Genomic DNA, 13,153 nt, shown 5'->3' with positions numbered 1-13,153 from the left:
TCAAGCTCCTTTGCGCCAAGCCGGCGCCAGTGCCAGCTTTTCGCTGGCATCGAACACATAGGCCTGCGATGCGCTGAAGTACAGCGTGATCGAAGCGCCCAGCTCGAAGCGGTGCACACCGGTGAGCTGCGCCACCAGTTCGCCCACCGCCGTGTCGACGTGCACGAAGGTGTCGGAGCCCGAAATTTCGGCCAGCTCCACCTTGCCGGGCAAGGCGATGTCGCCCTCCCCCGCGTTCACGTTCAAGGCACTCGCGCGCAGGCCAACCGTGACCGTGCCCGACACGCTTTCCGGCAGGGCCAGCGTCAGCGCGGGCCCGCCCGCGAGCTGCACGCGGCCGGCCGCGGCCGTGCCCGCCAGCAGGTTCATCGGCGGATCGCTGAAGGCGCGCGCCACGCGCAGCGACTGCGGCGCATGGAACACCTCGGCGGTCGGGCCGTACTGCAGCAGCTCGCCGGCGTCCATCACGGCCGTGTAGCCGCCCAGCAGCAGCGCTTCGCCGGGCTCGGTGGTGGCGTAGATGACGGTCGAGTCGCCGGTGGCGAAGAGCTGCGTGAGTTCTTCGCGCAGGCCTTCGCGCAGCTTGTAGTCGAGGTTGACCAGCGGCTCGTCGAGCAGCATGAGCGGTGCGTTCTTGGCGAGCGCGCGCGCCAGCGCCACGCGCTGCTGCTGGCCGCCCGACAGCTCCTGCGGGTAGCGGTCGAGGAACATGCCGATGTGCAGCTTGTCGGCCAGCGCCTTCACCCGCGCGTCGATGTTCGACTCGCCGCGCAGCTTCAGCGGCGAGGCGATGTTGTCGGCCACCTTGAGCGAGGGGTAGTTGATGAACTGCTGGTAGACCATCGCGACATTGCGCTCGCGCACCGGCGTGCCGGTGACGTCCTTGCCGTCCACCAGCACACGCCCGGTGCTGGGCGTGTCGAGCCCGGCCATGAGGCGCATCAGGCTGGTCTTGCCGGCCTGCGTGGCGCCGAGCAGCACGGTCACCGCGCCGCTTTTCGGCGCAATGCTCTGCTCGTAGAGCCAGGTTTGCGCGCCGACCTTCTTGGTGACGCGCTCCAGAGTCAGCTGCATCAGCTCACCTCCACTTCCACGGTGTCGTTGTTGTTCTTTGCGTTGGCCTGCAGCCAGATGGCCACTTGCTCGCGCTCGGCCGGCGTGTAGTGCAGGCCGAGCTTGGTGCGGCGCCAGAGCACATCGTCCGAGCTCACGGCCCATTCGCGCGCCTGCAGGAAGCGCAGCTCGCGCTCGTGCAGGCCGGGAGCCACCTCGGCGCCCATGTCGGCCAGCGATTGCGCCTCGCCGACCAGTTCGGCCACGCGCGCGCCGTAGCCGCGCGCCAGCCGCAGCGCGACCTGGGCGTCGAGCCAGGGGTACTTCGCCTGCACGGCGGCCACGAAGCGGGCGAAGTCGTCGTCGGGGCGCTTGGGCGCGCCGATCCAGGCCGACAGGTCGCCGCCGGCCAGGAAGGCACCGTCGGTCCAGGCCGGGCGCTGGGCATTCGACTGGCCGAGCATCTTGCCGACCTCGTCGGCCGCGTCCTCGGCCAGCTTGCGGAAGGTGGTGATCTTGCCGCCCCACACCGACAGCAGCGGCGCGGCGGTGGTGTTCGACTCGAGCAGGTAGTCGCGCGTGACGGCCGAGGGGTCGCCCGAGGCGTCGTCCAGCAGCGGGCGCACGCCCGAGTAGGTCCAGACCACGTCGGCCGGCACGATGGCCTTGTCGAAGTAGCGGCTGGCCTGGGTGCACAGGTAGTCGATTTCTTCCTGCGCGATGCGCGCGGCGCCGGGGTCGTCGCCGCTGATCTCGATGTCGGTGGTGCCGATCAGCGTGAACGCGCCCTGGTACGGAATGGCGAAGATGATCCGCTTGTCGGGGTTCTGGAAGATGTAGGCGTGGTCGTGGTCGAACAGGCGCGGCACGATGATGTGGCTGCCCTTCACGAGCCGCAGGCTCTTGGTGGCCAGCGCCTCGCCGCGCGCCGACTGGGCCACGCCGCGCAGGAAGGATTCGGCCCACGGGCCGGCCGCGTTCACCACGGCGCGCGCGCGCACGGTGCGGTGCGCGCCATCGGGGCCTTCGAGCGTGGCGACCCAGCCGTCGGCGCCGCGCTGCGCATGGATGCAGCGCGTGCGCGTGAGCACTTCGGCGCCCTTCGAGCGCGCATCGATGGCGTTGAGCACCACCAGCCGCGCGTCGTCGACCCAGCCGTCGGAGTAGACGAAGCCGCGCTTGTACTGCGCCTTGAGCGGTGCGCCGGCCGGGTGCTGGCGCAGGTCGATGCCGCGCGACGGCGGCAGCACCTCGCGCTTGGCGAGGTGGTCGTACATGAACAGGCCGATGCGGATCATCCAGGCCGGGCGCATCGAGGGGTCGTGCGGCATCACGAAGCGCAGCGGCCACATGATGTGCGGCGCGCTCTTGAGCAGCACCTCGCGCTCCTGCAGCGCCTTGCGCACCAGCGAGAACTCGTAGTACTCCAGGTAGCGCAGCCCGCCGTGGATCAGCTTGGTGGAAGACGACGACGTGTGCGAGGCCAGGTCGTCCTTCTCGCACAGGACCACGCGCCAGCCCCGGCCGGCGAGGTCGCGCGCAATGCCGCAGCCATTGATGCCACCGCCGACGATCAGCACATCGCAATCGGTGGCGGGTTCGGCCGCTGGAGAGGAGAAATCGGTCACAGGCTGGAGGTCCGTAGGTTCGTGACTTTTGTCAGCAAAGGCCGAGATTGTATTTTCGCGTTTTTTCATTTGGATTCCTTTTGGCGCGATTTTCCTCCGAGTTTTCCCTTACTCGGCTTCGTTTTCTTTCGTTTTAAAGTGACGCGGCCTGTACCCTCGACCCCAGTCTTTCCGCTTTCCACGACGCCTCTGTGAACTCCAACCCGCGCCAGATCAACCTCCTCGACACCGTGCGCGCGCGCGGTTCGGTCACCGTCGAACAGCTCGCCGACATGCTGGGCGTCACGCTGCAGACCGTGCGGCGCGACGTGCAGCGGCTGGCCGACGCGGGCTTGCTCACGCGTTTCCACGGCGGCGTGCGCGTGCCCAGCTCGACCACCGAGAACATCGGCTACCAGCAGCGCGAAACGCTCAATGCCGACGGCAAAGCGCGCATTGCGCGCCGCGTGGCCGAGCTGGTGCCCAACGACTGCTCGCTCATCCTGAACATCGGCACCACCACCGAGGCCATCGCCAAGGCGCTGATGCGCCACACGGGCCTGCGCGTGATCACCAACAACCTGAACGTGGCGACCATCCTGAGCGGCAACACGGCCTGCGAGGTGATCGTGGCCGGCGGCTCGGTGCGCCCGCGCGACCGCGCCGTGGTGGGCGAAGCCACCATCGACTTCATCCGCCAGTTCAAGGTCGACATCGCACTCATCGGCGTGTCGAGCATCGAGGCCGACGGCTCGCTGCGCGACTTCGACCTGCGCGAAGTGAAGGTCGCGCAGACCATCATTGCCCAGGCGCGCGAGGTGTGGCTGGCGGCCGACGCGAGCAAGTTCAACCGGCCGGCCATGATCCAGCTGGGCACGCTCTCGCAGATCGACCGCCTGTTCACCGACGCCGCGCCGCCGTCGCCCTTCCCCGACCTGCTGCACGCCGCGCAGGTGCGCCTCGAGATCGCGCGCGACAACTGAACCCCATCAGACTCATCGAATGACCACCTACCTGCTTGCCCTGGACCAGGGCACCTCCAGCTCGCGCAGCATCGTGTTCGACCGCGAAGGCCGCATCGTCGCCATCGCCCAGAAGGAACTCACGCAGATCTACCCGCAGCCGGGCTGGGTCGAGCACGACCCGATGGAAATCTGGCGCAGCCAGCTGGCGACCGCGCGCGAGGTGCTGGCCAAGGCGAAGCTGCAGCCCGCCGACATCCACGCCATCGGCATCACCAACCAGCGCGAGACCACCGTGCTGTGGAACCGCACCACCGGCCAGCCGGTGCACCACGCCATCGTCTGGCAGGACCGCCGCGCCGAGCCGCTGTGCGCGCAGCTGCGCGAACAGGGCCTCAGCGACACCATCCGCGAGAAGACCGGGCTGGTGATCGACGCATATTTCTCGGGCACCAAGCTGCGCTGGCTGCTCGACAACGTGCCCGGCGCACGCGCCCAGGCCGAGCGCGGCGAACTGGCCTTCGGCACCGTCGACAGCTGGCTCATGTGGCAGCTCACCGGCGGCAAGGTGCACGTGACCGACGTGAGCAACGCCTCGCGCACCATGCTCTTCAACGTGCACACGAACGACTGGGACGCCGACCTGCTGAAGGCGCTGGACATCCCCGCCGCGCTGATGCCGAAGGTGCAGCCCTCGAGCTCGCACTTTGCCGACACCGACGCCGCGCTGCTGGGCCACGCGCTGCCCATCGGCGGCGTGGCCGGCGACCAGCAGAGCGCCCTCTTCGGCCAGGCCTGCTTCGAGGCCGGCATGGCCAAGAACACCTACGGCACCGGCTGCTTTTTGCTGATGCACACGGGCGGCGCGTTCCAGCCCTCGCACAACGGCCTGCTCGTGACCAGCGCCGCGCAGGTCGACGCGACCCCGCAGTACGCGATGGAAGGCAGCGTGTTCGTCGGCGGCGCCGTGGTGCAGTGGCTGCGCGACGGCCTCAAGGCCATCAAGGGCAGCGCCGAGGTGCAGTCGCTCGCCGAGAGCGTGCCCGACGCCGGCGGCGTGATGATGGTGCCGGCCTTCACCGGCCTGGGCGCGCCCTACTGGGACGCGGACGCGCGCGGCACGATCACCGGGCTCACGCGCGGCACCACGGTCGCGCACATCGCGCGCGCCGCGCTGGAAAGCATCGCGTACCAAAGCGCCGCGCTGCTGCAAGCCATGAGCCGCGACGCCGTGGCCGCGGGCGGCAAGCCCGTGGCCGAGCTGCGCGTGGATGGCGGCGCGAGCGTGAACGACCTGCTGATGCAGTTCCAGGCCGACCTGCTGGGCATTCCCGTGGTGCGACCCGAGGTGGTCGAGACCACCGCGCTGGGCGCGGCCTACCTCGCGGGGCTGTCGACCGGCGTCTACACCGACGCGCGCCAGCTCTCGAAGCTGTGGAAGGTGGAGCGCCGCTTCATGCCGACCATGGGCCGTGCGCAGGCCGAGGAATCGATGGCGCGCTGGGAGCGCGCCGTGCGCCAGGCCACCGCGACCTGAGCGCCCTCGGTTTCACCAGCCCCAGAGGGAGCGCTTCAGCACCCAGCCGGTGGTGCCGCCTTCGTGGCGCACCTTCACCCAGTCGCCGCGGCGCTCGAGGGTGCGCAGCACGTCGCCGTACACGGCCTTCTTCACGACCGGGCTGCGCGCGCCGGGTGCGCGGCGCAACTGCGCAGTCTTCGCCTTCACGACGTGGTGCGGCGTCTTGCTCGTCATCGAACGGAAGACCCAGGCCTTGTCGTTCTCGAAGTCGGTGACCCGCAGCCAGTCGCCCTTGCGGCCGATCACGCGCAGCGGATAGCCCCGGCTCACCGTCCAGTGCGCCTCGGCGCGCTGGCTGGGGGCGGTGCGCATGTTCAGGGTCTTGACCGCGACACTGACCATCTGCGGCTGCGCGGCAAAGGCGGACGGCAGCACCATCCACGAGAAGAAGAATGCGAGCAGGAGCGCGGGCAGTCGGCGGCTGAATCGGGCCATGGGGCGAGGGTTCCTTTCGAGAAGACACAAGAAGTCCGGCAAATGCCGGCCGAAGCCCCCTCTGGGACGCTGAGCGCCGATAAGTTCCGCGGGGATATCCCTGAGGCGCGCTCCAAAGACCCCGCGAGGGTCGGGACACTGGACGCGTGGGCGCAGGGTGCGGGGCAGAATTCGCCCGCCCTCGACTCCCCGCGCCGCGCTTGACACATCCCGCCATCGACGCCCCGCGTCCTCCCTCCAGCGCCCTGCTGGCCTGCGGCGTGGTCGGCGCGACGCTGCTGGCGCTGATCGCCCTGGGCCACGACGGCCGCCGCATTGCCCAGCTCGCGGTGCTCGCCGCGCCGCCCGTGCTCTGGCTGCTGTGGCCGCTGCACAGCGCGCGCCTGCGGCGCTGGCGCACGGCGCTCGTGTGGCTCTGGGTGATGGGCTTCGGCCTGGACGCCGTGGTCCGCGCCTACCTGCTCGACACCTACCAGGCCGCGCCCGACAGCGCCATGGTGCTGGGCGCCGCGGCCAACACCAACGCGCGGGAAAGCGCCGAGTACCTGCGCATGCACTGGCGCTCCGCCGTCGTCTGGTCGGCCGCACTCGTGGCGGCGGGCCTGCTGGCGGGCCTGTTCGCGCGACGCGGTGCCACGGCGCCGCATGCGCGTCGGCCTTTCTGGGTGCGCTCGCTGCTGCTGCTCATCCTGCTGGTCGCCTGCGTGGCCTACGCGAGCAAACCCTGGCGCCGGCTGCACCCGGTCGTCTTCTGGACCCAGTGGTCGCAGTCGCTGCAGGACCAGCGCGCCGCCTGGGCCGACCAGGAAAAAACCCGCGATGCGCAGATGGCCCAGGCCCGACAGATCGCACCGGTGATCACGCGCGAGGGGCCGTCCACGGTCGTGCTCGTCATCACCGACAGCATCAACCGCGACAACATGGGCCTGTACGGCTACGGCCGCCCGACCACGCCGCGCCTGCAGGCGCACAAGGCGCAGGAAGGCGATCGCATGGCCGTGCTGCGCAATGCGTGGTCGGTGGACGCGAGCACCCTGCCCGCGCTGCGCAACATGTTCCATTTCGGCCAGCCCGCGAATGGAAACGACGGAAACAACGGGAATGGCGACAGCCCGCCCCACCTGCTGGCCCTGGCGCGCGCCGCCGGCTACAAGGTCTGGTGGATCAGCAACCACGACGACCTCGCCATCGAGCAGCAGCACGCGCGCTACGCCGACGTGGTCGACATGGTGAACCGCACGCCGGGCCGCGCCAGCGCCTCGCTCGACGGCGAGATCCTCGACTGCGTGCAGGAGGCCTTCGCCGACACCAGCACCGAGCGCAAGCTCATCGTGGTCCACCTGATGGGCGCGCACCCGCACTACAGCCTGCGCTTTCCCGAGAACGCCAACCCCTTCGACGACAGCGTCGACGCGGTCGAAAACGGCCTCGTGAAGGACGGCCGCTCGGCCTGGGTGCGCCACTTCCGCCAGGAGTACGACGCGGCCCTGCTGTACCACGACTTCGTGGTGTCGGAACTGCTGCAGCAGACCCGCAGCACCGGCAAGCCGGACGACTACCGCGCCTGGATGTACCTGTCGGACCACGGCCAGGAAGTCGGCCACGGCAGCAACCGCGCAGGCCACAGCCCCGCCACCGCCTCGGGCTACCGCATCCCGGCCGTCGTCTGGCGCAACCGCGAACCGCTGCCCACCGGCGCCGCCACGCAGCAGCCCTTTCGCGCGGACTGGGCCGGCTGGAGCCTGATGGACCTGCTGGGCATCCGCTGGAGCGGGCAGAAGGCCGAACGCAATGTGCTGGGCGACAGCTACCGGTGGCAGGCGCCGGAGATTCCGGTGGTGGTGGAGTCGTTTTCGCGCTGAAGCGCCAAAGCTGCCGACGGCCTGCGATGCAGCGCGCTCAAACGGCGTTGCCGTACATCACATCGGAGCGCAACACGTACTTGGTTCCGGATTCGATGGCGGCGCCTTCATGCCACGTGTCGTGGATGAACAGCAGGGCCGCTCCGGCTTCCGGCTTGACGCGGAACTCGCGGAAGTCGGTGTCGCCCCCCGTGAAGCCGTCGTTCAGGTAGACGAGCAGCGTGAGCTGGCTCGTCAGCCCGTCTTCATGCCACGGCCCGTCCTTGTGCATCTTGAAGCGCTGGCCGGGCGAGTATTTGTAGAAGCGCAGCTCCTTCGGCAGGCCCTTGGGCACCTGCCCGGCGACCTCGGGCAACGCGACCTGCCCCAACCGAGCCCACAGCAGCTCGACCCACTCCGGCGATGGCAGCATCGCGCGTTCGTTGTTGCGAATGGTCGGCATGGCCTTCGGTCCGTCGACGGTGCGAACGCCGGCCGAGGCGAAACCTTCGCACTCGGCCAGGGAGATCAGTTGCTCGCATTCTTCGGGCTCAAGAAAGCCCTCGATGGAAAAGGCCCGTGGCGAATGGGCCGTCACCCGCATAGGCACAGGCGCAGCGATCCGTTCACTCAGTGCGCCGGCACCAGGAAGTCCTGGCTGATCCGCCCGCCCAGCTCGTTCACCCGGTCGAGGAACTGCGTGAGGTAGGCGTGCAGGCCCGTCGCCAGGATCTCGTCGACGCGCGCGTACTGCAGGTCGGCCAGCAGCTTGCCGGCGCGGCGTTGGGTTTCGGCGCTCTGCTCGTTCTGCACCTTCGCGAGGTTGTTGACCACCTCGACCAGGCTGGCGTGCAGCGAGCGCGGCATGTCTGCGCGAAGAATGAGCAGCTCGGCCACGCGCTCGGGCTTGATCACGTCGCGGTACACCTTGCGGTACACCTCGAAGGCCGAGACGCTGCGCAGGATCGCGCTCCAGTGATAGAAGTCGTACTCCTGGTCTTCCTCGGTGGCGGCGCCGAAGAACTCGCTGTTGAGCGCGTGGAACTTCACGTCGACCAGGCGTGCCGTGTTGTCGGCGCGCTCCAAAAAGGTGCCCAGGCGCGAGAAGTAGAACGCCTCATCCTGGAGCATGGTGCCCAGCGTGACGCCGCGCGACAGGTGCGAGCGGAATTTGACCCACTCGAAGAACTGGCCCGGGTCGCGCTCGAAGTCGCCGGCGCGCAGCATTCGGTTCACTTCGAGCCAGGTGGTGTTCTGCGTCTCCCAGGCCTCGGTAGTGAGCGCGCCGCGCACGGCACGCGCGTTCTCGCGCGCGGCCTTCAGGCAGGAGACGATCGACGACGGATTGCTCTCGTCCTTGACCATGAACTCCATGACTTCGTTGGGCGTGATCTGGTCGTACTTCTTGCTGTACCAGGGCAGCAATTCGCTGATCGAGAGCACGCCCTGCCAGCCGTACTTGGCAACCTCGGCCGACTGCGGCAGCAGAGAGGTCTGGTAGTTGACGTCGAGCATGCGCGCCGTGTTCTCGGCACGCTCGGTGTAGCGCGACATCCAGTAGAGGTGGTCTGCGGTGCGGGACAGCATCGTGGGTGCTCCTACTGCGATTGGCTTTGCGACTGCGTGGCCGCCTTCGGCTTGGCCGTGCGGTCCGCTTCGAGAATCCAGGTGTCCTTGGTGCCGCCGCCCTGCGACGAGTTGACCACCAGCGACCCTTCCTTGAGCGCCACGCGCGTGAGGCCGCCGGGCACCATCTGCACCTCGCTGCCCGAGAGCACGAAGGGACGCAGGTCGATGTGGCGTGGCGCGATGCCGGCGTCGACAAAGGTCGGCGAGGTCGACAGGCTCAGCGTGGGCTGGGCGATGTAGCCGTCGGGCTTGGCGATGACGGCCTTCTTGAAGTCTTCGATCTCGGCCTGCGTGGCGGCCGGTCCGATGAGCATGCCGTAGCCGCCGGCGCCGTGCACCTCCTTGACGACCAGGTCCTTCATGTTGTCGAGCGTGTACTGCAGCTCGTCTTTATTCCGGCACATGTAGGTGGGCACGTTCTTCAGGATCGGCTTCTCGCCGAGGTAGAACTCGACCATCTTCGGCACGTAGGGGTAGATCGACTTGTCGTCGGCCACGCCGGTGCCCACGGCATTGCAGATCACGACGTTGCCCTGACGGTAGGCGCGCATGAGGCCCGCGCAGCCGAGGGTGGAGGTCGGGCGGAACACCTCGGGGTCGAGGAAGTCGTCGTCGACGCGGCGGTAGATCACGTCGACCCGCACCGGACCGCGCGTGGTGCGCATGTAGACGAAGTCGTCCTTCACGAACAGGTCTTGTCCCTCGACCAGTTCCACGCCCATCTGCTGGGCCAGGAAGGCGTGCTCGAAGTAGGCGCTGTTGTACATGCCGGGCGTGAGCACCACCACCGTAGGCTCGGCCGTGGCCGGCGGCGCGCTGGCGCGCAGGGTTTCGAGCAGAAGGTCGGGGTAATGGGCGACCGGCGCGATGCGGTTCTGATTGAACAGCTCCGGGAAGAGCCGCATCATCATCTTGCGGTTCTCGAGCATGTAGCTCACGCCGCTGGGCACGCGCAGGTTGTCTTCGAGCACGTAGTACTCGCCGTTGCCCTGGGCATCGGGGGCGCGCACGATGTCGATGCCCGAGATGTTCGAGTAGACGTTGTGCGGCACGTTCACGCCCATCATCTCGGGGCGGAACTGGGCGTTGTTCAGGATCTGCTCGGCCGGGATGATGCCGGCCTTGATGATTTCCTGGTCGTGGTACACGTCGTACAGGAAGCGGTTGAGCGCCGTGACACGCTGCACCAGCCCCTTTTCCATGCTCTCCCACTCGTGGGAGGGAATGATCCGGGGCAGCAGGTCGAACGGGATCAGCCGCTCGGTGCCGGAGCCGTCCTCGTCCTTGGCGCCGTACACCGCGAAGGTGATGCCGACCCGGCGGAAAATCATTTCCGCCTCTTCACGCCGCGATCGCATCACCTCACCGGGTTGCTTCGCAAGCCATTGGTCGTAGCGCTTGTAGTGCTGTCGGATTGCAGCGCCCGCATAGGGGAGCTGCTCATACATCTCGTCGAATTTGTGCATGGAACGACCAATCTCCTTGAGCCATAGCTTAGCAAGTTCGAGGCCAGTAGAAGCCCTAGGTTTGGGCCCGATGCGAGGGCATTTCGCGTTTCGGACCTTCATGGCATGCGGTGGCGCCAGTAGCGCAGGTCGTGCGCGCGTTCACACTTCAGCTCGGCCGGCCGTGGGCTCGCCCAGTGGGCGGCGCCGCAGCGCGGGCTGTCGACCACCCGCACGCCGCGTTCGACATAGCGCGCCACCACCTCGGGCGCGGGGTGGCCGAAGCGGCTGCGGTAGCCGGCCTGCACGAGCGCAATGCGCGGGCGCACGGCATCCAGGAAAACCTCGCTCGACGAGGTCTTGCTGCCGTGGTGCGGGACCAGCAGCACATCGGCCGACAGCCCCGGCGTGCGCGACACCAGCGCGGCCTCCTGCAGCCGTTCGATATCGCCCGCCAATAGAACCGTGGCGCGGCCGTTGCCGATGCGCAGCACGCACGACACGGCATTGGGCCGCGTGAAGCCGAGGTAGTCGCTGTCGAAGGGAAACAGCACCTCGAAAGCGACACCGTCCCAGGTCCAGCGCTGCCCGGCCTCGCAGCGGCGCGCGGGGCGCAGCGCCTGCAGCGGGTGCCCGGCCTCGATGGAACTCAGCAGCGCCGCCTTCGGCTGCATGGCGAGCACGGCGGGGGCGCCGCCGGTGTGGTCGATGTCGCGGTGGCTCAGCAGCAGCAGGTCGAGCCGTTCGCCGCGTGCGCGCAGCAGCGGCACGAGCACGCGGTGGCCCGCGTCGCTGTCGAGCCCGTAGCGCGGCCCGGCGTCGTACAGCAGGCTGTGCGTGGCGGTGCGCACGAGCACCGCGTTGCCCTGCCCGATGTCGGCGGCGAGGAGGTCGAACTCGCCCACGGCGGGCCGCGTCGGCTGCCACAGCAGCACCGGCAACAGCAGCGGCAGCCCGAGCGCGCGCACCGACCACGGCAGGCGCATCGCCAACAGCACGCCGCCTGCCACGCCGCTTGCGGCCAGCCACGCTGGTGGCGCGGCCATCGACAGCGTGGCGAACGGCAGGCCGGCGAGCGCCTGCAGCAACAGCGCGAACAGCTTCAAGGCGCCAGCCGCCACGTCCCACAGCGGCGGCACCGCCACGCCGAGCATCGCCAGCGGCGTGATCACCAGCGTCACCCACGGGATCGCGAGCGCGTTGGCCACCAGCCCGACCGCCGACACCTGCTGGAACAGCAGCAGGCTCAGCGGCGTGAGCGCCAGCGTGATCGTCCATTGCTCACGAAAGAAGCGGCCCAGGCGCGTGAGCGCGCCCACCCGCCCTTCGCCCGGCACGGCCGTGGCGGAGGCGAACAGCACAGCCACCGCGACGAAGCTGAGCCAGAAGCCGGCCTGCAGCAGCGCCCACGGATCGGCGGCCACCACGACCGCCGCCGTCAGCAGCCAGACGTGCGGCCATGGCCAGCGCCGGCCGGTCAGGCGCAGCAGCGCCACGGCCGCGAGCATCCAGACCGTGCGCTGCGAAGGCACGCCCCAGCCGCTGAAGAGCGCGTAGAGCGCCGCCAGCAGCACGCCGCCCGCGAGCGCGGCCTGCTGCGCGGGCAGCCGCAGCATGAGCCGGCTGCTGCGCCGCCAGAGCGCGCCCACGACATGCGCCGCGAACCATGCGAACAAGGTGATGTGCAGGCCGGAGATCGACATCAGGTGCGCCACGCCGGTGGCGCGGAACACGTCCCAGTCGGCACGGTCGATGGCGCCCTGGTCGCCGGTGACGAGCGCGGCGATCACGCCGGCCTGCCGCCGGTCGTCCACGCGCGCGAAGACCGCATCGCGCACGGCCTCGCGCGCCCGCTCGATCGGGTGCCGCCACGTCGTGCCCAGCAGGCGCGGCGCGGGATCGCGCGCCCCGGCCCGCACATGGCCCTGGGCATGCACGCCCTGCTCCCACGCCCACAGCTCGCTGTCGAAGCCATGTGGGTTGAGGTTGCCGTGCGGCGCGCGCAGGCGCACGGTCAGTTGCCAGCGCTGGCCGGCGTGCACCTCGCCCACGGTGCGTGCGACGGACGCACGCCGCTCGGCGGGTTGCTCCCACATCCCGCCGTAGTCGCCGTACCAGGCGAGTGCGATGCGCGGCGGCACCATCGGTGGCGCCTCATCGGAGGCATCGGCCCACTGCGCCGTCTCCACATCGAAACGGAAGCGCGTTCCGATCTCGCCGGGTTGTGGCATCTGCGAGACCACGCCCGTGAGCCGCAGGTCGCGCCCTTCCAGTTGCGGGTCCAGCGCCCCGCTCGCATAGGCCGTCGCGCGCCATCCGGCGAGCCCCGCGCCGGCCATCGCGCCGCAGGCCAGCGACAGCATCAGCACGAGCAGCCGAGGCCCACGCCACCGCCACAGCAGCCATCCGCCACCGAGCCCCGCCAGCAGCAACGCGACGTAGACACCCGCCGCCCACAACAGCGGCTGACGCAGTTGCACCGCCGCGCCGAGCAGCGTACCGCCCAGCACAACGAAGGCCCCCGACCCACCCGCGACAGCCTCGGACGCACGCCGCGACTGCCCTCCCGACACCTCGGAATCCATGATGCAAACCCTCCCCC

Annotated in this window: 10 protein-coding genes; 3 read left to right on the top strand and 7 right to left on the bottom strand. The window is 69.2% G+C overall.

Translation table 11 applies throughout. The annotated features are described in order from the left end of the window. Complete coding sequence (locus AC07O4_RS10855) at window positions 1–1,074, bottom strand: ABC transporter ATP-binding protein (protein ID WP_495304522.1); 1,074 nt, start codon at window positions 1,072–1,074, stop codon at window positions 1–3. After that, entirely contained in the window at window positions 1,074–2,750 is a 1,677-nt protein-coding gene (gene glpD / locus AC07O4_RS10850) for a glycerol-3-phosphate dehydrogenase (RefSeq protein WP_495304521.1), read from the bottom strand. Before glpD ends, AC07O4_RS10855 begins: the two co-directional genes overlap by 1 nt. 122 nt (window positions 2,751–2,872) lie before the next feature. Here glpD and AC07O4_RS10845 point away from each other — a divergent pair, with 122 nt between their 5' ends. After that, on the top strand, window positions 2,873–3,643 hold the full coding sequence (locus AC07O4_RS10845) for a DeoR/GlpR family DNA-binding transcription regulator (protein WP_159272361.1): 771 nt from the start codon (window positions 2,873–2,875) through the stop codon (window positions 3,641–3,643). A gap of 19 nt (window positions 3,644–3,662) precedes the next feature. After that, entirely contained in the window at window positions 3,663–5,159 is a 1,497-nt protein-coding gene (gene glpK / locus AC07O4_RS10840; protein ID WP_159272363.1) for a glycerol kinase GlpK, read from the top strand. A 12-nt stretch (window positions 5,160–5,171) separates the two neighbouring features. Here glpK and AC07O4_RS10835 read toward each other — a convergent pair whose 3' ends face one another. Next, window positions 5,172–5,636, bottom strand: coding sequence for an SH3 domain-containing protein (locus AC07O4_RS10835; protein WP_070059471.1), 465 nt, complete (start codon window positions 5,634–5,636; stop codon window positions 5,172–5,174). A gap of 200 nt (window positions 5,637–5,836) precedes the next feature. On the opposite strand from AC07O4_RS10835, the gene AC07O4_RS10830 reads away from it, so the two are divergent. After that, window positions 5,837–7,498 (top strand): sulfatase-like hydrolase/transferase, encoded by a 1,662-nt coding sequence (locus AC07O4_RS10830; RefSeq protein ID WP_495304520.1) that lies wholly within the window; start codon window positions 5,837–5,839, stop codon window positions 7,496–7,498. Window positions 7,499–7,535: 37 nt separating this feature from the next. On the opposite strand, the gene AC07O4_RS10825 is transcribed toward AC07O4_RS10830, so the two are convergent. From AC07O4_RS10825 to AC07O4_RS10810, 4 genes are all read right to left on the bottom strand, one after another. Continuing rightward, window positions 7,536–7,940 carry a 2OG-Fe(II) oxygenase gene (locus AC07O4_RS10825; RefSeq protein WP_495304519.1) on the bottom strand — a complete coding sequence of 135 codons (405 nt, stop codon included), beginning with the start codon at window positions 7,938–7,940 and terminating at the stop codon, window positions 7,536–7,538. A gap of 167 nt (window positions 7,941–8,107) precedes the next feature. After that, the gene (locus AC07O4_RS10820) at window positions 8,108–9,064 is read right to left on the bottom strand and encodes an alpha-E domain-containing protein (RefSeq protein WP_062476763.1); all 957 of its coding nucleotides are present in this window, start codon (window positions 9,062–9,064) and stop codon (window positions 8,108–8,110) included. Between the two features lie 11 nt (window positions 9,065–9,075). Continuing rightward, window positions 9,076–10,572: a circularly permuted type 2 ATP-grasp protein gene (locus AC07O4_RS10815; protein WP_062476766.1), complete on the bottom strand. Its 1,497-nt coding sequence runs from the start codon at window positions 10,570–10,572 to the stop codon at window positions 9,076–9,078. 98 nt (window positions 10,573–10,670) lie between these two features. Then, on the bottom strand, window positions 10,671–13,136 hold the full coding sequence (locus AC07O4_RS10810) for a DNA internalization-related competence protein ComEC/Rec2 (RefSeq protein WP_495304518.1): 2,466 nt from the start codon (window positions 13,134–13,136) through the stop codon (window positions 10,671–10,673). Window positions 13,137–13,153: the final 17 nt, after the last annotated feature.

It is taken from the genome of Variovorax sp. GW821-FHT09D04 (assembly GCF_059416405.1).
This window is presented reverse-complemented; position numbering and strand designations above follow the sequence as displayed.

Bases quoted from the DNA above. Each gene is read 5' to 3' on its own strand.
- AC07O4_RS10855 (WP_495304522.1), bottom strand. From the start codon at position 1,074: ATGCAGCTGACTCTGGAGCGCGTCACCAAGAAGGTCGGCGCGCAAACC.
- glpD (WP_495304521.1), bottom strand. From the start codon at position 2,750: ATGAAAAAACGCGAAAATACAATCTCGGCCTTTGCTGACAAAAGTCAC.
- glpK (WP_159272363.1), top strand. From the start codon at position 3,663: ATGACCACCTACCTGCTTGCCCTGGACCAGGGCACCTCCAGCTCGCGC.
- AC07O4_RS10835 (WP_070059471.1), bottom strand. From the start codon at position 5,636: ATGGCCCGATTCAGCCGCCGACTGCCCGCGCTCCTGCTCGCATTCTTC.
- AC07O4_RS10825 (WP_495304519.1), bottom strand. From the start codon at position 7,940: ATGCCGACCATTCGCAACAACGAACGCGCGATGCTGCCATCGCCGGAG.
- AC07O4_RS10820 (WP_062476763.1), bottom strand. From the start codon at position 9,064: ATGCTGTCCCGCACCGCAGACCACCTCTACTGGATGTCGCGCTACACC.
- AC07O4_RS10815 (WP_062476766.1), bottom strand. From the start codon at position 10,572: ATGCACAAATTCGACGAGATGTATGAGCAGCTCCCCTATGCGGGCGCT.
- AC07O4_RS10810 (WP_495304518.1), bottom strand. From the start codon at position 13,136: ATGGATTCCGAGGTGTCGGGAGGGCAGTCGCGGCGTGCGTCCGAGGCT.